Annotated in this window: 22 protein-coding genes; 11 read left to right on the forward strand and 11 right to left on the reverse strand. The window is 60.4% G+C overall.

Annotation, left to right across the window (positions count from 1 at the left end; all coding sequences use genetic code 11):
- Positions 1–132: 132 nt before the first annotated feature.
- The gene (locus BUE92_RS19975; protein ID WP_073525869.1) at positions 133–861 is read right to left on the reverse strand and encodes a TraX family protein; all 729 of its coding nucleotides are present in this window, start codon (positions 859–861) and stop codon (positions 133–135) included.
- 90 nt (positions 862–951) lie between these two features.
- Here BUE92_RS19975 and BUE92_RS19980 point away from each other — a divergent pair, with 90 nt between their 5' ends.
- Together BUE92_RS19980 and BUE92_RS19985 are read left to right on the forward strand one after the other, a co-directional pair.
- Positions 952–1,992 carry a threonine aldolase family protein gene (locus BUE92_RS19980; protein WP_073525870.1) on the forward strand — a complete coding sequence of 347 codons (1,041 nt, stop codon included), beginning with the start codon at positions 952–954 and terminating at the stop codon, positions 1,990–1,992.
- Positions 1,993–2,185: 193 nt separating this feature from the next.
- Positions 2,186–2,386 carry a hypothetical protein gene (locus tag BUE92_RS19985; RefSeq protein ID WP_073526458.1) on the forward strand — a complete coding sequence of 67 codons (201 nt, stop codon included), beginning with the start codon at positions 2,186–2,188 and terminating at the stop codon, positions 2,384–2,386.
- 74 nt (positions 2,387–2,460) lie between these two features.
- Here the strand turns inward: BUE92_RS19985 and BUE92_RS19990 are convergent, their stop codons facing one another.
- Positions 2,461–4,278, reverse strand: a complete 1,818-nt coding sequence (locus tag BUE92_RS19990; protein ID WP_073525871.1) for a flavin monoamine oxidase family protein — start codon at positions 4,276–4,278, stop codon at positions 2,461–2,463.
- A gap of 281 nt (positions 4,279–4,559) precedes the next feature.
- On the opposite strand from BUE92_RS19990, the gene BUE92_RS19995 reads away from it, so the two are divergent.
- Together BUE92_RS19995 and BUE92_RS20000 are read left to right on the forward strand one after the other, a co-directional pair.
- Positions 4,560–5,996 carry a purine-cytosine permease family protein gene (locus BUE92_RS19995; protein ID WP_143170021.1) on the forward strand — a complete coding sequence of 479 codons (1,437 nt, stop codon included), beginning with the start codon at positions 4,560–4,562 and terminating at the stop codon, positions 5,994–5,996.
- Entirely contained in the window at positions 5,993–6,808 is an 816-nt protein-coding gene (locus BUE92_RS20000; protein WP_073525873.1) for a nitrilase-related carbon-nitrogen hydrolase, read from the forward strand. The genes BUE92_RS19995 and BUE92_RS20000 overlap by 4 nt, the downstream gene beginning before the upstream one ends.
- A 3-nt stretch (positions 6,809–6,811) precedes the next feature.
- Here the strand turns inward: BUE92_RS20000 and gbcB are convergent, their stop codons facing one another.
- Complete coding sequence (gene gbcB / locus BUE92_RS20005; RefSeq protein ID WP_057006609.1) at positions 6,812–7,912, reverse strand: glycine-betaine demethylase subunit GbcB; 1,101 nt, start codon at positions 7,910–7,912, stop codon at positions 6,812–6,814.
- A gap of 282 nt (positions 7,913–8,194) precedes the next feature.
- On the opposite strand from gbcB, the gene gbcA reads away from it, so the two are divergent.
- The gene (gene gbcA / locus BUE92_RS20015; RefSeq protein ID WP_073525874.1) at positions 8,195–9,490 is read left to right on the forward strand and encodes a glycine-betaine demethylase subunit GbcA; all 1,296 of its coding nucleotides are present in this window, start codon (positions 8,195–8,197) and stop codon (positions 9,488–9,490) included.
- An 840-nt stretch (positions 9,491–10,330) separates the two neighbouring features.
- On the opposite strand, the gene etfB is transcribed toward gbcA, so the two are convergent.
- The 6 genes from etfB to BUE92_RS20045 form a co-directional block, all read right to left on the reverse strand.
- Entirely contained in the window at positions 10,331–11,107 is a 777-nt protein-coding gene (gene etfB / locus BUE92_RS20020) for an electron transfer flavoprotein subunit beta (protein WP_178380736.1), read from the reverse strand.
- Positions 11,108–11,111: 4 nt separating this feature from the next.
- On the reverse strand, positions 11,112–12,332 hold the full coding sequence (gene etfA, locus BUE92_RS20025) for an electron transfer flavoprotein subunit alpha (protein ID WP_073525875.1): 1,221 nt from the start codon (positions 12,330–12,332) through the stop codon (positions 11,112–11,114).
- Positions 12,332–14,275: a dimethylglycine demethylation protein DgcB gene (gene dgcB / locus BUE92_RS20030; RefSeq protein ID WP_073525876.1), complete on the reverse strand. Its 1,944-nt coding sequence runs from the start codon at positions 14,273–14,275 to the stop codon at positions 12,332–12,334. Before dgcB ends, etfA begins: the two co-directional genes overlap by 1 nt.
- A gap of 158 nt (positions 14,276–14,433) precedes the next feature.
- Positions 14,434–16,494, reverse strand: coding sequence for a dimethylglycine demethylation protein DgcA (gene dgcA, locus BUE92_RS20035; protein ID WP_073525877.1), 2,061 nt, complete (start codon positions 16,492–16,494; stop codon positions 14,434–14,436).
- Between the two features lie 15 nt (positions 16,495–16,509).
- On the reverse strand, positions 16,510–17,040 hold the full coding sequence (locus BUE92_RS20040) for a DUF5943 domain-containing protein (protein ID WP_003194877.1): 531 nt from the start codon (positions 17,038–17,040) through the stop codon (positions 16,510–16,512).
- Positions 17,041–17,119: 79 nt separating this feature from the next.
- Positions 17,120–18,097, reverse strand: coding sequence for a dipeptidase (locus BUE92_RS20045; RefSeq protein ID WP_014720245.1), 978 nt, complete (start codon positions 18,095–18,097; stop codon positions 17,120–17,122).
- A 218-nt stretch (positions 18,098–18,315) separates the two neighbouring features.
- Here BUE92_RS20045 and BUE92_RS20055 point away from each other — a divergent pair, with 218 nt between their 5' ends.
- Together BUE92_RS20055 and BUE92_RS20060 are read left to right on the forward strand one after the other, a co-directional pair.
- A complete protein-coding gene (locus BUE92_RS20055; protein ID WP_073525880.1) occupies positions 18,316–18,717 on the forward strand; it encodes a lysozyme inhibitor LprI family protein in 402 nt (133 codons plus the stop codon).
- A gap of 40 nt (positions 18,718–18,757) precedes the next feature.
- Positions 18,758–19,174, forward strand: a complete 417-nt coding sequence (locus BUE92_RS20060; RefSeq protein ID WP_073525882.1) for a DUF3010 family protein — start codon at positions 18,758–18,760, stop codon at positions 19,172–19,174.
- Positions 19,175–19,181: 7 nt separating this feature from the next.
- Here the strand turns inward: BUE92_RS20060 and BUE92_RS20065 are convergent, their stop codons facing one another.
- Together BUE92_RS20065 and BUE92_RS20070 are read right to left on the reverse strand one after the other, a co-directional pair.
- A complete protein-coding gene (locus BUE92_RS20065; RefSeq protein ID WP_073525884.1) occupies positions 19,182–19,610 on the reverse strand; it encodes a hypothetical protein in 429 nt (142 codons plus the stop codon).
- Between the two features lie 145 nt (positions 19,611–19,755).
- Positions 19,756–20,700, reverse strand: a complete 945-nt coding sequence (locus tag BUE92_RS20070) for a GlxA family transcriptional regulator (protein WP_073525886.1) — start codon at positions 20,698–20,700, stop codon at positions 19,756–19,758.
- A gap of 195 nt (positions 20,701–20,895) precedes the next feature.
- Here BUE92_RS20070 and BUE92_RS20075 point away from each other — a divergent pair, with 195 nt between their 5' ends.
- The 4 genes from BUE92_RS20075 (at position 20,896) to BUE92_RS20090 (ending at position 24,532) form a co-directional block, all read left to right on the forward strand.
- The gene (locus BUE92_RS20075; protein WP_073525887.1) at positions 20,896–21,840 is read left to right on the forward strand and encodes a choline ABC transporter substrate-binding protein; all 945 of its coding nucleotides are present in this window, start codon (positions 20,896–20,898) and stop codon (positions 21,838–21,840) included.
- Positions 21,841–21,914: 74 nt separating this feature from the next.
- Positions 21,915–22,802 carry a 3-keto-5-aminohexanoate cleavage protein gene (locus BUE92_RS20080; RefSeq protein ID WP_073525889.1) on the forward strand — a complete coding sequence of 296 codons (888 nt, stop codon included), beginning with the start codon at positions 21,915–21,917 and terminating at the stop codon, positions 22,800–22,802.
- Positions 22,803–22,941: 139 nt separating this feature from the next.
- The gene (locus BUE92_RS20085) at positions 22,942–23,907 is read left to right on the forward strand and encodes an L-carnitine dehydrogenase (RefSeq protein WP_073525891.1); all 966 of its coding nucleotides are present in this window, start codon (positions 22,942–22,944) and stop codon (positions 23,905–23,907) included.
- A gap of 130 nt (positions 23,908–24,037) precedes the next feature.
- The gene (locus tag BUE92_RS20090; RefSeq protein WP_073525893.1) at positions 24,038–24,532 is read left to right on the forward strand and encodes a thioesterase family protein; all 495 of its coding nucleotides are present in this window, start codon (positions 24,038–24,040) and stop codon (positions 24,530–24,532) included.
- Positions 24,533–24,605: the final 73 nt, after the last annotated feature.

Raw genomic sequence — 24,605 nt, forward strand, 5'->3', positions numbered from 1 at the left:
TTGTTGAGGCCCGTGCAGGGCCCTTTGATGCGATGGTAGGGCTGGCGCGTGCGGGCCAAATGCCTGCGCACGCCACGCAAAGGTGCGTTTACGACATGGCCTGAGCAAATGCTAACTGGGTGCCTACAAGGGTTAGGCGATGAGCTTGCGAAGGAGCAGCAGCAGGAGGAAGTGAAGCGGATAAAGGGCATAGGCCCAGCGGCGCATTGCTGGGGGCGCAGCACTCCGAGCGTGCCGCAGTAAGATCAACCCAGCCAGCGGCGCAATCAGACAGGCAACCAACCCCAACACCGCCACGAGCGTGCCGCTATTGAGCAGAATCTGCCACTGATTGGCGGCGACGCAGACCAAACCCGGCAGCACACTGAAATACCAGGGCCGACGAAACACCAGCAATATCGCCAGTGGCAGCAATACACCAAAGAAACCGAACATCAACTGGTGTGAAAACACGGCCGCCATTGTGCCGGCGATCAGCGCCAATCCTCGATCAACCAACGCCTTCTGCTGCCAACCTCGGGCAACCAGCAGGCCCAGCGCCAGGGTCGGCAATACATTCAAGGTATCGGCATCTTCGATGAACATCCGATACGGCACTTCGCTGATCACGCTGAACAACAGCAACCAACCCAGGTAGCGCCAATGGCCGGTCACTGGGGCGTAACGGACACGGTGCAAATTAGCCGCAATCGCCAGGCAAAACCACGGAAACGCCAGGCGCCCCGGCACGTATAGCCCATCCAGGCTCAGCCCCACATAGCGCAGGTGATCGAGCACCATACTCAGCAGCGCCAGCCACTTGAGCAGATCCAAAGCGCCATCTCGGACAGGTCCGACAGGCAAGGTTTCAGTACCGTGCATAATTCCCCAACGACTTTGCATTTACAGTGCGTGCGTGCCCCCGGCAATCTTGGGTAAAGTGCGCACCAACATCGACCACAGGAACGGGCCATGACCGACAAGAGCCAACAATTTGCCAGCGACAACTATTCCGGCATCTGCCCGGAAGCCTGGGCCGCCATGGAACAAGCCAACCAGGGCCATCAGCGCGCCTACGGCGATGATGAATGGACCCACCGCGCCGCCGACGGTTTCCGCAATCTGTTCGAGACCGACTGCGAGGTATTCTTCGCCTTCAACGGTACGGCTGCCAACTCCCTGGCGCTGTCCTCGTTGTGCCAGAGCTACCATAGCGTGATTTGCTCGGAAACCGCCCACGTCGAGACCGACGAATGCGGTGCGCCGGAGTTTTTCTCCAACGGCTCCAAACTGCTGGTTGCCCGTACCGAAAACGGCAAGCTGACCCCGGAGTCGATCCGTGAGATCGCCCTCAAGCGCCAGGACATCCACTACCCCAAACCCCGCGTAGTCACCCTGACCCAGGCCACCGAAGTCGGCAGCGTGTACACCCCGCAAGAAATCCGTGCCATCAGCGCCACCTGCAAGGAGCTGGGCCTGAACCTGCACATGGACGGCGCACGCTTCGCCAACGCCTGCGCATTCCTGGGTTGCTCACCGGCCGACCTGACCTGGAAAGCCGGCGTCGACGTGCTGTGTTTTGGCGGCACCAAAAACGGCATGGCGGTAGGTGAAGCCATCCTGTTCTTCAATCACAAACTGGCTGAAGACTTTGACTACCGCTGCAAACAGGCCGGCCAGTTGGCGTCGAAAATGCGCTTCCTTTCTGCGCCATGGGTGGGCCTGCTGGAAAATGACGCCTGGCTCAAGCATGCACGCCACGCCAACCATTGCGCGCAATTGCTGAGCAGCCTGGTGGCGGATATTCCCGGCGTGGAATTGATGTTCCCGGTGCAGGCCAACGGCGTGTTCCTGCAACTCTCCGAACCCGCGATTGCAGCGCTGACCGCCAAGGGCTGGCGCTTCTACACCTTCATCGGCAAAGGCGGTGCGCGCTTCATGTGTGCGTGGGATACCGAGGAAGAGCGTGTAAGGGAATTGGCTGCCGATATTCGGGAAGTGATGAACGCTTAAAGCCGGGCCCCGGCCAGTCCTTACTGGCCGATTGCCGAGACTGTTTTTTGATATTTCTGACAGCTACGTAGCTCGCATTCATTGTCTAGCCTCTTGTTACCCGCAAGGAAAACGCAGCGTTATCTGCCACCTTTCGGGTTTCACTGCCAGCCGAACAATCGGTCGCAAAGGCACATCAATGGAGAGCTTAATCATGGAATATCAAAACAACAGCAACGCACTGCAAAGCGGCAGCAGCACTAGCACCACGGTCATCGACTGGGATGAGTTCAGGAAACACGCGAAAATCGGAGACACCATTCAGGAGCCATCGAGAACGCTGACCATCTATGACAAAGTCTATGAATTGACAACCTCAGGCCAGCACTTCGTTGTCCATATCTACGCCCAGTAACCCTTAATACCGAAGGCCGCGCCGGAGGTTCATGACCTGCGACGCGGTACCGAAACGACTGGACTGTCGCTTACCTACAACGTTTTCGGCTGGAGCGCCGCCCACTCATCAATGGGGCCAGGGTTACCGTCATAGGTGCCTCCACCGAATTTCACCGCCAGCTTATTAACTGCATTCAAGGCCGTGGTTACCGCGCCTTCCGCCCAGCCGCCGGTAAAGGACACATCATCCCCGGCAAGAATGAACCCATCGGGCCGTCTCTCAGCCAAGCCGTTCATGAACTGCGAAAACAGCAGGCGTTGGTATTCGTACTGCCCCGGCAGGTTCATCTTGAAGGCACTGAGATAAAACGGCTGCTCCTCCCAGTTGATTTCTACAAATGGGTCGGTCATGCCGAATTCCGCCGCCAGGTTCAGTTGATGGTGGGCATACACCGAGTCCAGCAAGGTCGAACATACCGTCACGTGGGACGGCAACGGCTCGACACGATCCCCCAGGAACTTGATGCTGTCGTCGTTCCAGGTGTAAGACAAGAACATTCCGCTGCCCTTGTATTTACCTTGACTTGGCGCGTAATCCAGCAGGTAAGTACCACGGGTAATTCGATCCGATAAGGTCACACTCATCTTATGCTGACAATCCATCTCGACATCAGTCCAGAAAGGTCGCTTGGTCTGGGCAAAGATCTTGGCCGATTGCATGTAGTGGGTGTACATCACTGCTTCCCATTCTTTAACCGACAGCAGGCTATTCATGCGGTTGAAGCGCTCGACACCGTCCATATAACGGAATTTGTCCAGAATCCGTTTGTGGGGGGTATAGACCACAGCAGGAAAGGTGTGTGACTGTTCACGGCTCTGGTTATGATCAAAGATCCACACGTCGAACTGGCCGTCCTCCCGCCGTATGATCTGTCGCACTTCTTGCTTGAAAACCTGGGGAATGACCTTGGTGCTCAGTCTCTCGACAGTAGTTCCCGCAGGCCAATAGGCCATGCTGTCGCCCATCGCGCTCGGGCTGCGCTCCCACAACCGGCGAGGCAGTTCGCTGGAGCCGTCGTACATCAATTTATGGTTGGTATCCAGACCGGTGTACAGCACTCGCAGTACTTCAAGAAAACTATTGGGATAGTCGGTATTCCACCCGCCTGTGCCGAAGCCGATCTGGCCGAACAGATCGATATCCTCCCGGCTCCACTTTGCCTGCTCCACCATGGCAGCCAAAAAACTCAGATTGTCCCAACCTGCTTCCAGAATGGCATTCCACAGGACCTTGATCTTCTCCTGATCAGGGCTCCCCCCGGACATCGCTGCCTCCATCTCCGAGAACTTGATGGGGTCCTGCTCCAGGAAAACCTCGAAGAACTTGCGTTCGATTTCGGCATATTCGGCGGGTAAGTCATCACCTTCGTAATAGACCTGTTGCTGTTGGTAGTCGACCACCGTGCTAGGGGTTACAGGCGAGCCAGGGTTAGGAAAACCCGTCGAGTTTTCCGCCATGCGCACTTTATCGAAATAGTGCATCAGCGCCTTACCGGAAATAGGAAAACGCATGGCGCCCAGTTCGCAGATGACACTGTTGGCCGGGTCTTGTGGATCGCCCGCCACATAGGAATGGAGCCGCCCGCCAATACGGTCGCTGGCTTCCACCACCACCGGATGCAGGCCCATGCGCATAGCCTCATAAGCGGCCACAAGGCCTGCGACTCCGGCCCCTACGATCAATACTTGGCGCCCGTACTCGCTCTCGGGAACCTGTGCCAACGAATTGCCGTTTTCGCCAGCCTGCTTAAGGAACCGGGCGTAATGAAAAGGGAAGTCTGGAATAAGCGCGGTGACATCGGCGTCGAGCAAGCGCTTAGCGCCTTTACTACGGGAAGGGATAGCTGACATATCGGTCATCCTTGGTGGGTAAACGAACGTCCACCTCTTACTTCTTGGCGAAGGCGACAACGACGAATGCGATCCTCAGCGTAGATGACGTAAGAATTGTCTTTATATTGGTTAGAAATAAGAAACCGTCGCATAGGGCTAACCTCATCCCTATAAGGCTTTGCGCAATCAGTTCAGAGATTACTGAAGTGATTATTTATGAATATCGATTCAATCGCGCACCTGCTTGTAAGACTCTTCAGCGATCACTCAATAATAAACAGACCGTGAAGCCTATGAACATGCCCTGCGACCAAGCGGTAGCTCCCCGCCCCGCGCTGAAAATAGAAACGCGTTCCATCGACTATGTGCCGCGCAACGAACGCCACGGCAAGGTCTGGCATCAGGCGCCGTTCTGGTTCACCGGCAACTTCGTACTCACCACCATGGTTACCGGTTTTACCGGCGCCGCCTTGGGGCTGAGCCTGGTATACGCAATCCTGGCGATTGTCATCGGCGTATGCCTCGGCACGTTCGCCATGGCCTTCCACGCCAACCAGGGGCCGCGCATGGGCTTGCCGCAGATGATCCAGTCGCGAGCGCAATTCGGCCTGCGCGGAGCCATCGTGCCCTTTATCGCGGTGGTCTTCGTGTACATCGGTTTTAACGTGTTCAATGTGATTCTGGCGACCGACGCCATCAATACCGTGCTGCCCGGCAACCGGGCACCGTGGTATGCCTTGATGATTATCCTGGCAGTGGTGATCGCGGTGATCGGCCATGACCTTTTGCACACCGTGCAACGCTGGCTGACCTACGTGATGATCAGCGTGTTCGCGGTCCTCACGGTCGCGGCCGTAATGACCCTGCAGGCCGACACGGCGGTGGCCGACGCACATTTTTCCTGGTCGGCCTTCCTGATCCAGCTTTCGGCCGCTGCCGGTTACCAGATCAGCTACGCCGTCTACGTCTCGGACTACTCGCGCTACCTGCCCCATAACACGCCGTCGCGCAGTGTCATTGCCTGGACCTACCTGGGCGCTGCCGGCTCGGCGCTGTGGCTGATGTCGCTGGGGGCCTTTCTCGCCTCGGCGCTGCCCTCGCCCGATGCCATCGGCAGCGTGCAGGCTGTGGGCAACCAACTGTTTCCGGGGTTTGGCACCTTTACCGTGTTGATCGCAGTCCCCGCGCTGGTGGGCATCATGGCGGTCAACTGCTATGGCGCGATGCTCACCGGGATCAGTGCCATTGACGGCTTTGTGCCGATCAAACCGCGGATCAAGAGCCGAATCATCGGGATAAGCCTGGTGGCCGCAGTCATTTTTGTGATCGCCTTGAGCATCCCCGAAAGTTACCTGAGCAGCTTCAACACGTTCGTCCTCTTGATGCTGTATTTCCTGGTGCCCTGGACAGCAGTGAACCTGGCGGATTTCTACGCGGTACGAAAAGGGCGCTACGCAATCAGCGACATTTTCAACCCGGCCGGTATTTATGGTCGCTGGTCGAGCGCAGGACTCATTGCATATTTCCTCGGCCTGGCGGCGATGGTTCCGTTCATGTCGCTGGGTTTTTATCAAGGGCCGATCAGCGTGATGCTGGGCGGCGCCGATATTGCGTTCATCGTCGGCCTGGCGGTTGCGGCAGGGGTGTACTGCACAATGAGTCGCCACCTCGACCACACCACCGAAGCGCTCGCCATACAAGCCAGTGAGCAAGCGTTGGAAGAGGCCTTGCCATGAAACCGCTACGCGTCGTTTGCCATCAATTGGCGCCGCGTATCGGCGATACCGGTTATAACCGGGCGCTGACCGAACACGCGATTCGCGCCGCAGCCGACCTAAACGCCCAGGTAATCGTGCTGCCGGAACTGGTCCAGAGCGGCTATACGTTCACGGACCGGGAGGAAGCCCACAGCGTCTCCGAGACTCTCGACGGCCCGACCTTGGGCCTGTGGAAAAACCTGGGACGTGAGCTGGGGATCATTATCGTCGCAGGCTTCTGCGAGCGTCTGAGCGCGGGCCGGGTTGCCAACAGTGCCGCACTGATCGAGCCCTCCGGGCGGATGACGGTGTATCGCAAGGCCCACCTGTGGGACCGCGAAAAATTGATCTTCACCCCCGGTGAGGCGCCACCCCCAGTGGTCGACACTACCGTCGGGCGCATCGGCGTGATGGTTTGCTACGACCTGGAGTTGCCCGAGTGGGTACGCCTGGCAGCGCTGGCGCAGGCCGACCTGCTTTGCGCGCCGGTGAACTGGCCGGACGGCCCGCGCCCTATGGGCGAGCGGCCGGCAGAAATCGTGCGAGTCCAGGCGAATGCAGCGGTCAACCGTATGTTCATCGCGGCATGCGACCGCTATGGCGAAGAACGAGGCGTCAATTGGGTGGGCGGTTCAGCCATCGTCGATGCCGATGGCTATCCGCTGGCCGGAGCAGCCTACCACCCACAGGAACAGCAGTTAGTGGCTGACCTGCCACTGGCCCAGGCCAGGCACAAGTCAATCAGCGACTACAACCACGTTCACCAGGACCGCCGACCGGGCTTGTACTGACCCTCAGAACTCAATCCGTACATCGCCCTTCGGCACACTGCAGCACGACAGGATATAGCCTTCGGCTTCATCCTCTTCGGTAATTCCGCCGTTGTGCTCCATCTCCACCTCGCCGCCCAGCTTCATCACTTTGCACGTGCCGCAGATACCCATGCCACAGGCTTTGGGAATCAGCAGGCCGAGCTTGGCGGCTGCCGCGTGGACGGTTTCGCCAGGCGCCACCCGAATACTTTTGCCCGAGGCGATGAACTCCACCTGATGCAGATCCGCCAGATCGACTTCCGGCGCATCCGCCGCTTGTTCTGCCTGCTCCACGGCGTCGGCCCGCGCTTCCGGCGGCGTCGCACCAAAGGATTCTTCGTGATAGCGCGCCATATCGAAACCGGCGGCTTCCAGCAGGCGCTTCACCGCGCTCATGTAAGGCGTCGGACCGCAACAGAATACTTCGCGCTCCAGGAAGTCCGGCACCATCAGTTCCAGCATCTTGTGATTCAGGTAACCGCGGTAGCCGGCCCAGGGTTCGCCCAGGCCGTGTTTTTCGCAAATCAGGTGCAGGCTGAAGTTGTCGATCCGCGACGCCATGTGTTCCAGCTCGCGGTGATAGATGATGTCTTTGGGTGAACGCGCGCTGTGAACGAACGTCATGTCGACATTGGCGTTGGTATCGTAAAACCAACGCGCCATGGACATTACTGGGGTGATCCCCACCCCGCCGCTCAGGTACAGCACTTTCGGGCTGGGGAAATCGATCGCGTTGAATAGCCCGACCGGGCCGTGCACCGCCAACTCCTGGCCTTCGTGCAGCGTGTCATGCAGCCAGTTGGACACACGCCCGCCCGGCACGCGCTTGATGGTCACCGAAAAGCTGTAAGGCACCGACGGTGAGCTGGAAATGGTGTACGAGCGCATGATCGGCTGGCCTTCGATTTCCAGCTCCAGGGTGACGAATTGCCCCGGCTTGAAAAAGAACAGGATCGGCTGATCGGCCATGAAGCAGAAGGTGCGCACGTCCCAGGTTTCCTGGATGACTTTGACGCAGCGGACGATGTGCCGACCATTGGCCCAGGTCTGGGTGGTTACCGGATTCAGGAAATTATTGGACATGTTGTTCTCCACCGCCGACGTCGGCCTTATGGTGGCGATTCTGCGTAACGCGAGAACCACCCATTTACCTATCTGCGACATTCACATACTTACGGCGACCAGCCCCCAAAGACAGGGGCTTGCGCGTCGGGATCAGATTGGGCCATGTCGCCCATGGATAAGGTCCGACGTTACGCCGGGCCCACACTCGCTCCCAACAAAGACGCGTTCTTTACGCCTTGCACAGCACCAACCGTAGCCACTATTCGCCGGCCACACAGAATGGCCATGAGGACACACACGATGGACGTCACCGCAACCTTAAGCTTGGGCGATCCGCTGGAACCCGCACGCAAGGCCACCGCGCAAATGCTGCAAGAGCGCGAGCGCACTTTTTCACTGCCGCAGCCGTTCTACTCTGACGAGCGGCTGTTCAATATCGACATGCAGGAGATCTTCCAGAAAGAGTGGTTGATTGCCGGCATGACCTGCGAAATCCCCACCAAGGGCAACTACCTGACCCTGCAAGTGGGCAAGAACCCGATCATCGTGATCCGGGGGGCCGACGGCGTTGTGCATGCGTTCCACAACGTCTGCCGCCACCGTGGCTCGCGCTTGTGCACCAGCGACAAGGGCAAGGTCGCCAAATTGGTATGCCACTACCACCAGTGGACCTACGAGCTGGACGGCCGCCTGCTGTTCGCCGGCACGGAGATGGGCGCCGATTTCGACATGAAGCAGTACGGCCTCAAGCCGGTGAACGTGAAGACCGCTGGCGGCTACATTTTTATCAGCCTGGCCGAGACCCCACCGGCCATCGATGACTTCCTGTCGACGCTCAGCCATTACATGGAGCCCTACGACATGGAGAACACCAAGGTGGCGATCCAGACCACCTTGTTCGAAAAAGCCAACTGGAAGCTGGTGCTGGAAAACAACCGCGAGTGCTACCACTGCAACGCGTCACACCCCGAACTGCTGAAGACCCTGCTGGAGTGGGACGACGTTACCGACCCGCGCGCCGACCAGGCGTTCAAGGACCACGTGAGCGCCTGCGCCACCGCCTGGGATGCCGAAAAAATCCCTTACGCCCACGCCAGCTTCGGCCTGCGTAACCGCATTGTGCGCATGCCGCTGCTCAAGGGCACCGTGTCGATGACCCTGGATGGCAAGCAAGGCTGCGCCAAGCTCATGGGCCGCATCAAGAACCCGGACCTGGGCTCGATGCGCATCCTGCACCTGCCCCACTCCTGGAACCACTGCATGGGCGATCACATCATTGTGTTCACCGTGTGGCCGATCAGCGCCCAGGAAACAATGGTCACCACCAAGTGGATCGTGCACAAGGACGCCGTGGAAGGCGTGGACTACGACGTGGAGCGCATGCGCCAGGTGTGGGATGCCACCAACGACCAGGACCGCCGCCTGGCTGAAGAAAACCAGCGCGGCATCAACTCCACCGCCTACCAGCCAGGCCCTTACTCCAAGACCTATGAGTTTGGCGTGGTGAATTTTGTGGATTGGTACAGCGAGCGGATGTTGAGCAACCTGGGTGCGGCGCCAGCGCCTTATCTCAAAGGCGTAGCTGCTCACGAATAACTGACACCCTATGGATCACAATGTAGGAGCGAGCTTGCTCGCGAAAAACTCACAGGCACCGCGTTTATTCAGGTAGCACGCGTTATCGTTGACGTTTTTCGCGAGCAAGCTCGCTCCTAAATCAGTTCTCGCGCAAGCCGCTAGCGCCCTGCCCTCCAGCCTTTACTCAACAACTTATCCACAAAGCCACCCACAGCAATTGTGGGCAAGTGCGCCGCGCACGCAAATTAAATCAAGAAAATCCGTGACTTATTTAAACTTACGGGTTTTGCCTTGAGCTGTTCATTTATTGATCAAACCTCCAAGAGCCTTGTTTGGCGTGGCCTACAGCGGTAAGCGAACACCTTATCCACAGATGCACCAACAGACTTTGGGGGCAACTTTGCCTGGGCTGTGGAAAAGCCCATGAAACCCTCATAAATCGGGCCACTCAGCATTTTTAAACACAAAAGAATCGGCTTTGATCAATTTTCAACCAGACTCACGAAAGCCCCGTTCCATAAGGCCTGTAGCGGATAGCGAACATCTTATCCACAAAGGCACCAACAGACTTTGGGGGCAAGTCGAGACTTTAGCCCATGAAAAAGCCCTGCAAAAACCGTAAGTTAGGATGGTTATTTTTCGTACAGAGGGCTGCAGGGCTTGATACACCGAGGTTGTGGACACCCGCGAACAGGTTATCCACAGGCGGATCAACAGGGAATGTGGGTAAGCCAGGCAACGCAGGCCAGTGTGAGAGCTGGCTTGCCTGCGAAAGCGGTAGTTCAGTAACAGATGTAGTGACTGACACACCGCTTTCGCGGGCAAGCCCGCTCCCACAAGGTTCGTGGCTGTCAGCTATCAGCGCACCACCCCTTCTTCCACGAGCAGCTTGAGGATGGCCTCGGCGCCAGCTTCGGGGCTCAGCCCCTTGAGCACCTGCCCACCGCCGCCACTGGCCTTGGCCGTCGCGGCTTTCATGCGATCAGCGCCGCTCTTGGCCTTGATCACCTTGAGGCGCTTTGGCCGTGGCTTTGCCGGTTGCAGCAGTGCGCCTGTGAATAACTCATCGTGTTCAACCTCGACTTCATGGGCTGCCAGCTCACCCCGTTGCGCCGGGCCGTAGGCGCTCTGGCGTGGCTTGGGCGCGGCGTTATCCACAGTGGCGAGAAACGGCAGGCGCACCTTCAAGCGCCGCCGCTGGCCGCGAGGCAGCGCCTGCAACACCAGGGCTACACCGGCGTCGATGGACTCCACCTGGGCCAGCCCCACAATCAGCGGCCAGCCCAGTTGCTCGGCCAACAGGAACGGCAGCATCCCCGAACCTTCGCCGGTTTCTGCCTGGCTTCCGGTGAGTACCACTTGGGCACCGGCGTCGCGCAGATACTCGCTGAGCACCGGCAAGGCATCCGAGCCGGCCAGCTGCTCCAGTACCTGCAGTTGCGGCAGGCCCATGCCCAGGTAGCTGCGCAGGGTCGGTTCGGCGATGTTGCCGGCGTGCAGCACCTGCAACTTATCCCCAGCCAGTTGCAGCCCCAGCTCGACCGCGCGCGCGTCCTGCTCGGCGCGGCGTGGACGCCCGGAGGTGGGGTGAGCGCCGATGGACACCAGGCTGAATACAGTGTTGGTCATGGTCATATCCTCAGGCTGCATCGCGCTTGGCGCCGTTGCGGTAGGTCTCGACCGCCGCGATCAAGGCTTGCAGTATCGCGGCGCTTTCGCCGATCACCGACAGGTCGGCACGCTTGATCATGTCGCACCCTGGGTCGAGGTTGATCGCCACCACCTTGTCGCAGGCACCGATGCCTTGCAGGTGCTGGATCGCCCCGGAAATGCCTACCGCCACGTACACCCGCGCAGTGACCCAGGTGCCGCTGGCGCCGACCTGGCGATCACGCGCCATGAAGCCATCGTCCACTGCCACCCGCGAGGCGCCTTCGGTAGCGCCCAGGGCCGCGGCGGCCTGGTGGAACAGCGCCCAGTCCTTCACGCCGTTGCCACCGGAGAAAATGAACTCTGCCTCGGCCATCGGAATCGCTGCCGGGTCGACCGCCACCGCGCCGAGGTCTTCGATACGCAGCAAACTGCGCGCCAGGCTTGTGGATAACTCCACGGGCAAGACTTCGTGGCGGGTCTCGCTGACCGGGTCAGCACATTCGGCGGCGGCGAGGATCAGACGGGGCAAGGGCCGCGCCAGGTCTTCCTGGCCGGCGCCGGCACGGCCGATGCATTCCTCGCCCTTGATCTGCCACACCCGCGTCGCCGGGCGTTCCTTGAGGTTGGCGGCAAAGCGCCGCCCCAGCTCACCACCACCGCTGCGGCTGTCTGGCAGCAACCAGTGGCGCGGGCTGAATTGGTTATCCACAGCGCGCAGGCCCTGCACGCGTTGCTCCGGTGCATAACCCTCGAACTCATGCCCCTCCAGCACCAGCAGACGGTCGACGCCCGCCGTGGCAAAGGCGCTTTCCTTGTGTTCACCGAACACCACTGCCAACACCGCGCCGTCACTGCCGGCCAACTGGCGCGCCAGGCCAAGCAGGTCACGGTCATGGCTGCTCAGGCGGCCACCGACCATGTCCGGCACTACGTTGATGTAAAACGCCGGGGCCGGCACCTGATGCAGCGGCAATTGCACTTCCACTGCCGCGGTACGCTTGGCCGCGCCGCCCTGCTGGGCACCGCTGCGGTCGATGCGCTTGATGCCGTTGGGGCCGATAAAACCGACACCATGCACGTTTTTGCGAATGACGCCGTTGGGGCCCATCCAGCTGTGTTGCACCGGCTGCATGGCCGCGTGCAACGGGTGCAGGCGATTACGGGCGATCCATTCGGCCCGTGGGTCGCGGCGGATAATATCGCTCATCAGTGCACCTCCGCAGGTTCACGCTTGAGGGGGGCTTTGGCCGGCGCGGGGTCTTCAAGCAATGCGTCGGCGACCAGCTCGGCGATGTCCTTGATCAACGGGCGCGGTTCGACCACGCCTTCAAGCATCGCTGTGCATTGCGGGCAACCCACGGCCACCAGTTCGGCACCGGTCTCGCGGATGTCGTCCATGCGCATATCGGGAATACGCTGCTTACCGGGAATATCGGTGATCGGCGCACCGCCACCGCCACCGCAGCAGCGCGAACGGAAGCCCGAGCGTTGCATTTCCTTGACCTCGATACCCAACGCCTGCAGCACTTGGCGCGGCGCCTCGTATTCACCGTTGTAGCGACCCAAGTAGCAGGGGTCGTGGTAGGTCACGCTGTTGCCTTTGTACTGGCCCAGGTTCAGCGCGCCCTCGCCGATCAGCTCGGCCATGAAGGTGCTGTGGTGCTGCACGCGGTAGTTGCCGTTGAAGGCACCGTATTCGTTTTTCAGCACATGGAAGCTATGTGGATCGCACGTGACGATGCGCTTGAAGCTGTACTTGGCGAGGGTCTGGATATTGCGCGTGGCCAACAGTTGGAAGGTCGCTTCATCGCCCAGACGTCGCGCGACGTCACCGCTGTCGCGCTCCTCCAGGCCAAGTACCGCAAAGTCCACCCCTGCCGCCTTGAGCACTTTGACGAACGCGCGCAGGGTGCGTTGGTTGCGCATATCGAAAGCACCGTCGCCGACCCAGAACAGCACATCGCAACTGCCTTTGTCGCTGAGCAACGGCAGGTTCAGGTCTGCCGCCCAGTTCAGACGACCACCGGGGGCAAACCCGCCGGGGTTGTCGGTAGCAATCAGGTTCTCCAGAACTTCGGCGCCCTTGTTCGGCGTGGCGCCTTTCTCCAAAGTGAGGTGGCGACGCATGTCGACGATGGCGTCCACGTGCTCGATCATCATCGGGCACTCTTCCACGCAGGCGCGGCAGGTGGTGCACGACCACAAGGTCTCGGCATCCACCAAACCATTGACGATCGGCTGGTGCGGGTTGCCGCCGTGCTCGCCCACCGGTTTGCCGGGGTACGGGCTGCCGGCGAACTTGGCATCGGTGCCGCCGGCCAAGCCGACCACCATGTCCTGGATGAGTTTTTTCGGGTTCAGTGGCTGGCCGGCGGCAAACGCCGGGCACGCCGCTTCGCACTTGCCGCACTGCACGCAGGCGTCGAAGCCGAGCAGTTGGTTCCAGGTGAAGTCCTTGGGTTTTTCTACGCCCAGCGGCGCGGTTTTATCGCTCAGGTCCAACGGTTTCAAACCGGTGGAGCGGCCACCGCCAAAGCGCTCGGCGCGGCGGTGCCAGGCCAGGTGCAGGGCACCGGCGAAGGCGTGTTTCATCGGCCCGCCCCAAGTCATGCCGAAGAACATTTCGGACACGCCCCACAACACGCCCACGCTCAGCAAAGCCGCGAGCAGCCAGCCGCCGAAATCGGCGGGCAGAATCCCGGCCACCGGCAAGGTCACCAGGAAGAAGCTCACCGAGAAGGCCATCAGGCTTTTCGGCAGGCGCATCCACGGGCCTTTGGACAGGCGGGCAGGCGGATTGCGGCGGCGCAGGTACATGAAGATCGCGCCGACAAACATCAATGTCGACGCCAGCAGCAGCGCATAACCAAGAATGCGGCTCTGCAGGCCGAAACCATGCACCACAATCGCCAGCAGCGCCGACAGCACAAAACCCAGCGCAGTCGCTACGTGGGTGTTGGCGATGTATTTGTCGCGGGCGACCACGTGGTGCAAATCGACCATGTAGCGCTTGGGCATGGCCAGCAGGCCACCCAGCAGGTCGACTTTGGATGAGCGGCCACGGCGCCACATGTTCACCCGGCGCAAGGCGCCGAGGACCGCAAGGCCCAGGGCGGCAAAGAGCAGGATGGGAAGAAGGGTATTCAGCATGGTGAAGCTCCCGAAGACCACACAGGTCTACTGTGAAACTGGCCCTGAATGTGGGAGCGGGCTTGCTCGCGAAGGCGGTGTGTCAGTCGATGCATCCAGTGCCTGATAAACCGCCTTCGCGAGCAAGCCCGTTCCCACATTTGACCGAGTTCACCTCGTCAGAAATCCTTGCACAAGCGCAGGGCGTCATAGATGGCGGCGTGGGTATTGCGCTGGGCCACACAGTCACCAATGCGGAACAGCAAGTACCCTTCACCCGCCTCGCTCAAGCACGGCTGCGGCTTGATCGCAAACAACGCTTCAACGTCGATCTGGCCCTTGTTGCGCGAGCCTTCCTTGAGCCCGTAGTAAATGGCCTCGTCCGGACGCACGCCGTTCTCCACCACCACCTGGTCGACCACCCGTTCCTCTTTGGCGCCGGTGTATTCGTTCTCCAGCACGGCCACCAGCTTGTCGCCCTCGCGGTAGACCTTTTCCAGCATCATGTCGCCGGTCATGATCACTTCCTTGGGGTACATGCTGCGGTAGTACGTGGGGAACGACGTACCGCCGATCGCCACGCCCGGCTTGATGTCGTCGGTGACGATCTCCACCTGGCTGCCTTTGTCGGCCAGGAAGTCGGCCACCGACATCCCGGTGAATTCACAGATGGTGTCGTACACCAGCACGTTCTTGCCCGGCGCCACCTTGCCGTCGAGCACGTCCCAACTGCTCACCACCAAGCCTTCGGCGGCGCCCCAGTGTTCGTTCTGCTCGATGAACGGATGCCCGCCCACCGCCAGCACCACCACGTCCGGACGCACGTCCAGAATGGTCTCGGCGTCTGCCGCCACGCCCAGGCGCAGGTCGACTTTCAAGCGTGCCAGTTCCAGTTGATACCAACGGGTGATACCGGCGATCTGGTCGCGCTGCGGTGCTTTCGATGCCGTGGTGATTTGCCCGCCGATAAATTCTTTTTTCTCAAACAGCGTCACGTCGTGGCCACGTTCAGCCGCCACGCGCGCGGCTTCCATCCCGGCCGGGCCGGCCCCCACCACAACCACCTTGCGCCTGGGCCCGGTGGACTTCTCGATGATGTGCGGCACGCCCATGTATTCACGGGAGGTCGCGGCGTTCTGGATGCACAGCACATCCAGACCCTGGTACTGGCGGTCGATGCAGTAGTTGGCGCCCACGCACTGCTTGATCTGGTCGATCTGGCCCATCTTGATCTTGGCGATCAGGTGCGGGTCGGCGATGTGCGCACGGGTCATGCCGACCATGTCCACATAGCCGCCTTCCAGAATACGCGTGGCCTGGTTCGGGTCCTTGATGTTCTGCGCGTGCAGCACCGGAACCTTCACCACTTCCTTGATGCCGGCCGCCAGGTGCAGGAACGGCTCCGGCGGGTAGCTCATGTTCGGGATGACGTTGGCCAGGGTGTTGTGGGTGTCGCAACCCGAACCCACCACGCCGATGAAGTCGAGCATGCCGGTGTCGTCGTAATACTTGGCGATTTGCTTCATGTCCTCGTGGGACAAGCCGTCCGGGTGGAACTCGTCACCGCACAGGCGCATGCCCACGCAAAAGTCATCCCCCACTTCGGCACGCACGGCCTTCAACACTTCCAGGCCGAACTTCATGCGGCCCTCGAAGCTGCCGCCCCACTCGTCGGTACGCTTGTTGACCCGCGGGCTCCAGAACTGGTCGATCATGTGCTGGTGCACGGCCGACAATTCCACCCCGTCCAGGCCACCAGCCTTGGCCCGGCGCGCGGCCTGGGCGTAGTTGCCGATCACGCGCCAGATTTCTTCCGGCTCGATGGTCTTGCAGGTGGCACGGTGCACCGGCTCACGCACGCCGGACGGCGACATCAAAGTCGGCCAGTTGAAACCGTCCCAACGCGAACGACGGCCCATGTGGGTAATCTGGATCATGATCTTGGCGCCATGCTTGTGCATGGCATCGGCCAGGTTCTGGAAGTGCGGGATGATGCGATCGGTGGACAGGTTCACCGAACTCCACCATTCCTGTGGGCTGTCGATGGCCACCACGGAGGAGCCGCCACAGATCGCCAGGCCGATACCGCCCTTGGCTTTCTCTTCGTAGTACTTCACATAGCGGTCGGTGGTCATGCCGCCGTCGGTGGCGTACACCTCCGCGTGGGCAGTGCTGAGCACCCGGTTGCGGATGGTCAGTTTGCCGATCTGGATCGGCGCAAACATTGCTTCGAAAGCCATGGCACGGTCCTCGGCTTACAACGGCTTGACGGTGAACAAACCATCATCGTGGCCCTCTTCGGAGCCTCCGTAGACTTGTTCTGCGACGGTGCGGATGTTGCTGCCACGCGCTTGCAGGATCTGATCCATGGCACCGGCAAACCAGCCGGTGAACATGTAGTCCACCTTGCGCCCGACCTTGCCGTACACGTAGACGAACGCGGAGTGTTCCAGCTTGACGCTGGCGGTGCCTTTATCCAGGTCGATGTCCTGGATCTTGAACAGGCCCCAGCCGCGTTGCGACAGGCGCTTCATGTAGTGCTCGAATACCGCGACGCCTTCCAGGCCGTGGCATTCGGCTTCTTTTTCACACCAGTGCCAGGCGGATTTGTAGCCGGCCTTGTAGAGAATTTCGGCGTAGGCATCAGCGCCCAGCACTTCTTCGATGCCCATATGGTTGTTGACGAAGAAGTGGCGCGGCACGTACAGCATCGGCAGGGCGTCGGAGGTCCAGACACCGGTTTCGCTGTCAACTTCGATAGGCAATTGCGGGGCGATCTTGGCCATGGAAACTTAACTCCAGAAAAATTCGTTTTGATGCCCGCCGCGCGGGTGGCAGCGGGCGAAGGATTAAGCGAGCAGTGGCTTATTCGCCCCAGACGTCCTTGAGCACATTGACCCAGTTCTCGCCCATGATCTTGCGCACCACGCGCTCGCTGTGGCCGCGCTTGAGCAGGGTTTCGGTGAGGTTGGGGAACTCACCCACGGTGCGGATGCCCAGCGGGTTGATGATCTTGCCGAAGCTGGTCAGGCGGCGGGCATAGCCCTTGTCATGGGTGAGCATTTCGAAGAAATCCTGGCCATGGCCCTGGGTGAAGTCGGTGCCGATGCCGATCGCGTCTTCGCCGACGATGTTCATGGTGTATTCGATGGCTTCGGCGTAGTCGTCGATGGTCGAGTCGATGCCCTTGGCCAGGAACGGCGCGAACATGGTCACGCCGACAAAACCGCCATGGTCAGCGATGAACTTCAGCTCTTCATCGGACTTGTTGCGTGGGTGCTCTTTAAGCCCGGATGGCAGACAGTGGGAGTAGCACACCGGTTTTTTCGATTCGAGGATGACTTCTTCGCTGGTCTTGGAACCGACGTGGGACAGGTCGCACATGATGCCGACGCGGTTCATCTCGCCGACGATCTCGCGACCAAAACCCGACAGGCCGCCATCGCGCTCGTAGCAACCGGTGCCCACCAGGTTCTGGGTGTTGTAGCACATCTGCACCACACCGACGCCGAGCTGCTTGAAGATCTCGACGTAGCCAAGCTGGTCCTCAAACGCATGGGCATTCTGGAAGCCGAAGATGATTCCGGTCTTGCCCTGCTCCTTGGCGCGGCGGATGTCGGCGGTGGTTTTTACCGGGATCACCAGGTCACTGTTCTCACGGATCAGGGTCTGGCTGGCGACGATATTATTGATCGTGGCCTGGAAGCCTTCCCACACCGACACCGTGCAGTTGGCGGCGGTGAGGCCACCTTTGCGCATGTCTTCGAACAGGTCGCGGTTCCACTTGGCAATAATCAGACCGTCGATAACGATGCTGTCGGCGTGCAACTCGGCTGGGCTCATCAGGCGTCCCCTTATTGGCGATTCATGCGCCGAATCGTCTGCCGGCGCTTTGGGGCCAGCATATGCCCAGGGACCGACGGAGCCGGGTGCAAAAACGACAGGGGAATTGCCGAAAGCGTCAATCCGCGACAAAGGCTGCGAAGACAGGCCCTACGGTCGGCTGTTCTTTGTCTTACGCTTGAGCCAGAATTGCGCATCACGTGATATGAGACGGCGCAATGAAATCGATTTTCCTGGCTTTGGCACTCATCGCAACCACCGCCCACGCGGCCGAAGACACCGACAGCACGCCGTGCGACGGCATCGAGAACGACCAGCAAACCCTGGAATGCGCCAGCTACAACAAAACCACTGCCGAGCAATTGCTCAAGGACAACTATCAGGGGTTGCTGGAGCGCATGGGTTCGACCTACGGCAGCGACAAGACCAAACTGGCGGACATTACCGCCCGTCTGAAGGATGCCCAGCAGAAATGGGAAAAACTGCGCGATGCCGATTGTGCGGTGGACACCTTCCCTGCGGTGAACGGCAGCAAGGAATATGCAATTGCCCAGAATGATTGCCTGGCGCGGATGAGCGATGAGCGGTCGGAGTTTCTGGAGTCGATTGGGCAGGAATAAACGACAATCGCGTCACTCTCTCTTTTGACCAAGGCTACTCATGACTCTGTGCGGCATCGAAATCAAAGGCAGCGAAGCCATCATCGCTGTCGCCTCCCTGGACAACCAGACGCTGACCCACGTCGCCCTGGCCACCAAGAAACTCGCCCTCGACGATGACGATGAAGCGGCCAACGTCAAAGCCTTTGCCGCCCAGGTCGTGGCGTTCGTCCAGGCCAACGGCATCACGCGCATTGCCATCAAGAAGCGCAGCAAGAAAGGTGAGTTCGCCGGTGGCCCGACGACGTTCAAGATTGAAGGTGTATTTCAATTGCTGGAGGGGGTTGAGGTGACGCTGCTGTCGCCGCAGACCATCAATGCGCAGAACAAAAAGCACACCTTTGATCTGCCAGCGACGCTCAACAAATATCAGCACGAGGCGTATAAAACTGCCTGCTCAGGCCTGCTGAAGAAATAACTGCACGTCAGCTTTTGACGCAGTGTTCCAGGCCGTGCCCGCCGCCTTCGTATTCAGGGCCGTAGTAATACTTGACGAAGGACACCTTGCCTTCGGGGGTGGGGGTCACTTGGGCGACCCCCACGCCAAAGTCTTTCAAGGCCGGGTCGGTGTGGGCGAAGTAGATCCCCAGGGTATCGGCCGTCCCGGCGGCCATGCCTTCATAGCGGGACTTGTCTTCCAGGGTCAGGGTGAAGGTGTAGGCGGCGTACTTGCCAGTGCTTTGCTTGGCATCGAGTTTCATCTCGACAATGCCTTTGAAGTTGCCGATATGTTTGTCCTGGCCATTACATTCATAACGGCCGCTGTAATCGGCGCCGGTGAACGGCGCTGGCGCCTGGGCTGCCCACACTGGGGTGGACGCGAGTGCAATCAAAGTGACTAGTTTTTTGAGCATGCCAACCTCTTATGGTTACGTATGGAACCACTGGACGTTAGCAGTCCGTTTCCAGTAATCGCTCGCAGCCTTGCAAAACAAGAATATTCCCACGCCACCACATGCACTTTCTGACACCACACTACTTACCAATGTGGGAGCTGGCTCAAACCACCTCCCGGCGCCGATCCTCCCTCGGGCATTTGGCAAACCTGGCTCGATAACTTCTCGTGAAATACGACGGTGACTCAAACCCGCACGCAATACTCACTTCCAGCACGCTCATGTCGCTCTGGCGCAACAGTTTGCGGGCTTTTTCCAGGCGCAGGCCCAGGTAGAAATTACTCGGGGTGTCGTTCAGGTGCAGGCGAAACAGCCGCTCCAGTTGGCGTCGGGTGACCTTGATCGTTTCGGCCAGGGCCAAGGTGCTCAGGGGCGGTTCGGTGTGCTGTTCCATTTCGCCGATCACGTGCACCAGTTTCTTGTTGTTGATGCCGTAGCGCGTGGCGATCTGCATGCGCTGGTGGTCTTTGCGGGGGCGGATGCGGCCGAGCACGAACTGCTCGGACACCTGGATCGCCAGCTCCGGGCCGTGGGCCTGGGCGATGAGGTCGAGCATCAGGTCGATGGACGCGGTGCCGCCAGCGCATGTGATGCGGCGCCGGTCGATTTCGAACAGTTCCTGGGTCACGGTCAGGTGCGGATAGGACTCCTTGAAGGCGTCGATGGCTTCCCAGTGCAGGGTCAGGCGGTGCCCGTCGAGCAGCCCCGCCTCGGCCAGCACACAGGCGCCGGTGTCGATGGCGCCGAGCGTTACACCGTCATGGTCGAGGCGGCGCAGCCAATGTTCCAGGGCGGGCGTGGCGAACTGCAGGGGTTCGAAGCCGGCCACCACCAGTAAGGTCGCGCCTTTTTTCAACGGTTCCAGCGCAGCATCGACGTTGACCGACATGCCGTTGCTCGCCAGCACCGCGCCGCCATCGGCACTCAAGACGTGCCAGCGGTACAACTCGCCGCGAAAGCGGTTGGCCACCCGCAACGGTTCCAGTGCGGAAATAAAACCGAGGGCCGAGAACCCCGGCATCAGCAAGAAATAGACATCCTGGGACATGGTGGCGCTCTCGTTGGACGGGCAGCGTGGTCACTGTGATACGCCAGTTCAACGAGCCATTCAAGAGCACAGGTCGCTGCAGTGCAAGAGCGGGTCGCCGCCGTGCGCTTTGCACAGCGCCAAGCTGCGTAACGTGATCCCACGGCGCACAAAGACGCCGGCACCCACAATAACGACCTGCCGAGGGCTCCACCCATGAACCGACTGATCAGCCGCTGCGTACTTGCACTCAGCGCCAGCGCCATTTTGAGCACTAACGCCCAGGCAGCGGATGCCCCTGCCTGCCAGAACGTGCGCATGGGCGTGGTCAACTGGACCGACGTTATCGCCACCAGCGCCATGGCCCAGGTGCTGCTCGATGGCCTCGGCTACAAGACCAAACAAACCAGCGCCTCTCAGCAAATCATCTTTGCCGGCATCCGCGACCAGCGCCTGGACCTGTTTCTCGGTTACTGGAACCCGTTGATGACCCAGACCATCGCGCCGTTCGTCGACGCCAAGCAAGTCAAGGTCCTCGAAAAACCCAGCCTGGAAGACGCCCGCGCCACCCTGGCGGTGCCGACTTATCTGGCGGACAAGGGCCTGAAAACCTTTGCCGACATCGCCAGGTTCGAGAAAGAGCTGGGCGGCAAGATTTATGGCATCGAGCCGGGCTCGGGGGCCAACACGCAAATCAAGGCGATGATCGCCAAGAACCAGTTCGGCCTGGGCAAGTTCCAGTTGGTGGAGTCCAGTGAAGCCGGCATGTTGGCGGCCGTGGACCGTGCCGTGCGTCGCAAGGAAGCCGTGGTGTTCTTTGGTTGGGCGCCGCACCCGATGAACGTCAATGTGGCGATGACTTACCTCACCGGCAGCGAAGACGCCCTGGGCCCGAACGAAGGCATGGCCACCGTATGGACCGTGACCGCGCCGACCTACGCCGAGCAGTGCCCCAATGTGCACAAGCTACTGACCAACCTGACGTTCACCGCCGCCGATGAGAGCCGGATGATGCAGCCGCTGCTGGATCACAAAGACGCGCTCGAGTCCGCCAGGCAGTGGCTCAAGGACCACTCGCAAGACCAGCAGCGCTGGCTGGAAGGGGTAACCACCTTTGACGGCAAACCCGCCGCCGCCAACCTGCAACTGACCAACAAATAACGTTTCTTGAATCACCGTTTCGCCGTTCACTCCCGAGCGCGAACGGCACCACCACGCCTGTAAGGAACCGCCTCATGAACCACGACGTCATCATCACCTGCGCACTCACCGGTGCTGGCGACACGACCGCCAGAAGCCCACACGTGCCGGTCACCCCCAAACAAATTGCCGCCGCTGCGGTGGAGGCCGCCAAGGCCGGCGCCACGGTCGTGCATTGCCACGTCCGCGACCCCGAGACCGGCAAGTTCAGCCGTGATGTGGCCCTGTACCGCGAAGTGATGGAGCGCATCCGCGAGGCCGACATCGACATCATCGTCAACCTCACCGCCGGCATGGGTGGCGACCTGGAGATCGGTGGCGGCGAGAATCCCATGGAGTTCGGGCCCAATACCGACCTGGTGGGCCCGCTGACCCGCCTGGCCCATGTTGAAGAACTGCTGCCGGAAATCTGCACCCTGGACTGCGGCACGCTGAACTTCGGCGATGGCGACACCATTTACGTGTCCACCCCGGCGCAACTGCGTGCCGGCGCCAAACGCATCCAGGAACTGGGCGTAAAGGCCGAGCTGGAAATTTTCGACACCGGCCACCTGTGGTTTGCCAAGCAGATGATCAAGGAAGGGCTGCTGGATAACCCGCTGTTCCAACTGTGCCTGGGCATTCCCTGGGGCGCACCAGCCGACACCACCACCATGAAAGCCATGGTCGATAACCTGCCCGCTGACGCAGTGTGGGCCGGCTTCGGCATTGGTCGCATGCAAATGCCGATGGCCGCGCAAGCAGTGCTGCTGGGCGGCAACGTACGGGTGGGCCTGGAGGACAACCTGTGGCTGGACAAGGGCGTATTCGCCACCAACGGCCAACTGGTGGAACGTGCCAGTGAAATCCTCAGCCGGTTAGGCGCACGGGTCCTGACCCCAGCCGAAGGCCGCATCAAGATGGGCCTGACCCAACGCGGCTAGCACAGACACCACACAACCCTGTGGGAGCGGGCTTGCTCGCGAATGCGGTGGGTCAGTACCGAATGCACCAACTGAACCACCGCATTCGCGAGCAAGCCCGCTCCCACAAGGAATTACCGAACTTTTCAGGAATGTCGCCATGCGCTTTATCACCGAAATCAAAACCTTTGCTGCGTTGGGCAGCGGTGTCATCGGCAGCGGCTGGGTGTCCCGTGCCCTTGCCCATGGCCTGGATGTGGTGGCCTGGGACCCCGCGCCCGGTGCCGAGGCGGCCCTGCGCAAACGCGTCGCCAACGCCTGGGCCGCCCTTGAACAACAGGGCCTGGCGCCAGGTGCCTCCCAGGACCGCCTGCGCTTTGTCACTACCATCGAAGAATGCGTAAAAGACGCCGACTTCATCCAGGAAAGCGCCCCGGAGCGCCTGGAGCTGAAGCTGCAATTGCACAGCCAGATCAGCGCGGCGGCCAAGCCGAATGCCTTGATTGGCTCCAGCACCTCAGGGCTGTTGCCCAGCGAATTCTATGAGGGCTCCACCCATCCGGAACGCTGCGTGGTCGGCCACCCCTTCAACCCGGTCTACCTGTTGCCACTGGTAGAAGTGGTGGGCGGCAAAAACACCGCGCCAGAGGCAATCCAGGCGGCGATCAAGGTGTATGAATCCCTGGGCATGCGCCCTTTGCATGTGCGCAAGGAAGTACCGGGGTTTATTGCTGACCGCCTCCTGGAAGCGCTGTGGCGTGAGGCGCTACACCTGGTCAATGACGGCGTGGCGACCACCGGCGAAATCGACGATGCCATTCGCTTTGGCGCGGGCCTGCGCTGGTCGTTCATGGGCACCTTCCTCACTTACACCCTGGCGGGCGGCGATGCCGGCATGCGCCACTTCATGGCACAGTTCGGCCCGGCGTTGCAGTTGCCGTGGACTTATCTACCGGCACCTGAACTGACTGAAAAACTGATTGATGATGTGGTCGATGGCACCAGCAAACAGTTAAGTAACCACAGCATCTCGGCGCTGGAGCGCTATCGTGATGACTGCCTGCTGGCGGTGCTGGAAGCCGTAAAAGCAACCAAGGCCAAGCACGGCATGAACTTCGCCGACTAATCATGTAGGAGCGAGCTTGCTCGCGAAGATCGCCAACGATAACGCGGGGCACCCGTTACCCCACGGCGATCTTGAGTTTTTCGCGAGCAAGCTCGCTCCTGCAAAAAGCCTTTTGAATTGGATTCATGCCATGCCCGCACTGACCACCTACACCACGAACATCCTGCCCGACTGGGTCGACTACAACGGCCATCTGCGTGACGCGTTCTATCTGCTGATCTTCAGCTACGCCACCGATGCGCTGATGGACACCCTGGGGCTGGACAGCGAAAACCGCGAAGCCAGCGGCCACTCGCTGTTCACCCTGGAGTTGCACCTGAACTACCTGCATGAGGTAAAGCTCGGCGCCGAGGTTGAGGTGCATACCCAACTGATCGCCCACGACGCCAAGCGCCTGCACCTCTATCACAGCCTGCACCTTGTGGGCGAAGGGCGCGAGTTGGCGGGTAACGAACAGATGCTGCTGCATGTCGATCTGGGCGGGCCGCAGTCGGCGCCGTTTACTGGCGCGACCCTGGAAAAACTCGCCGCCCTCAGCCAGGAGCAGGCCGATCTACCCCGGCCTGCCCTTCTGGGTCGGGTGATTGGGCTGCCCGCGCAAAAAAAAGCCCCGATCCAGCCGTGACGGGATCGGGGCAGAGTGCCTTGTGTGAGCCGTGCATCCGAGGGTGACCAAACCTTCAAGCTGCGTGCCTGGG

Source organism: Pseudomonas fluorescens (assembly GCF_001902145.1).
Taxonomy (GTDB): Bacteria; Pseudomonadota; Gammaproteobacteria; order Pseudomonadales; family Pseudomonadaceae; genus Aquipseudomonas; species Aquipseudomonas fluorescens_BV.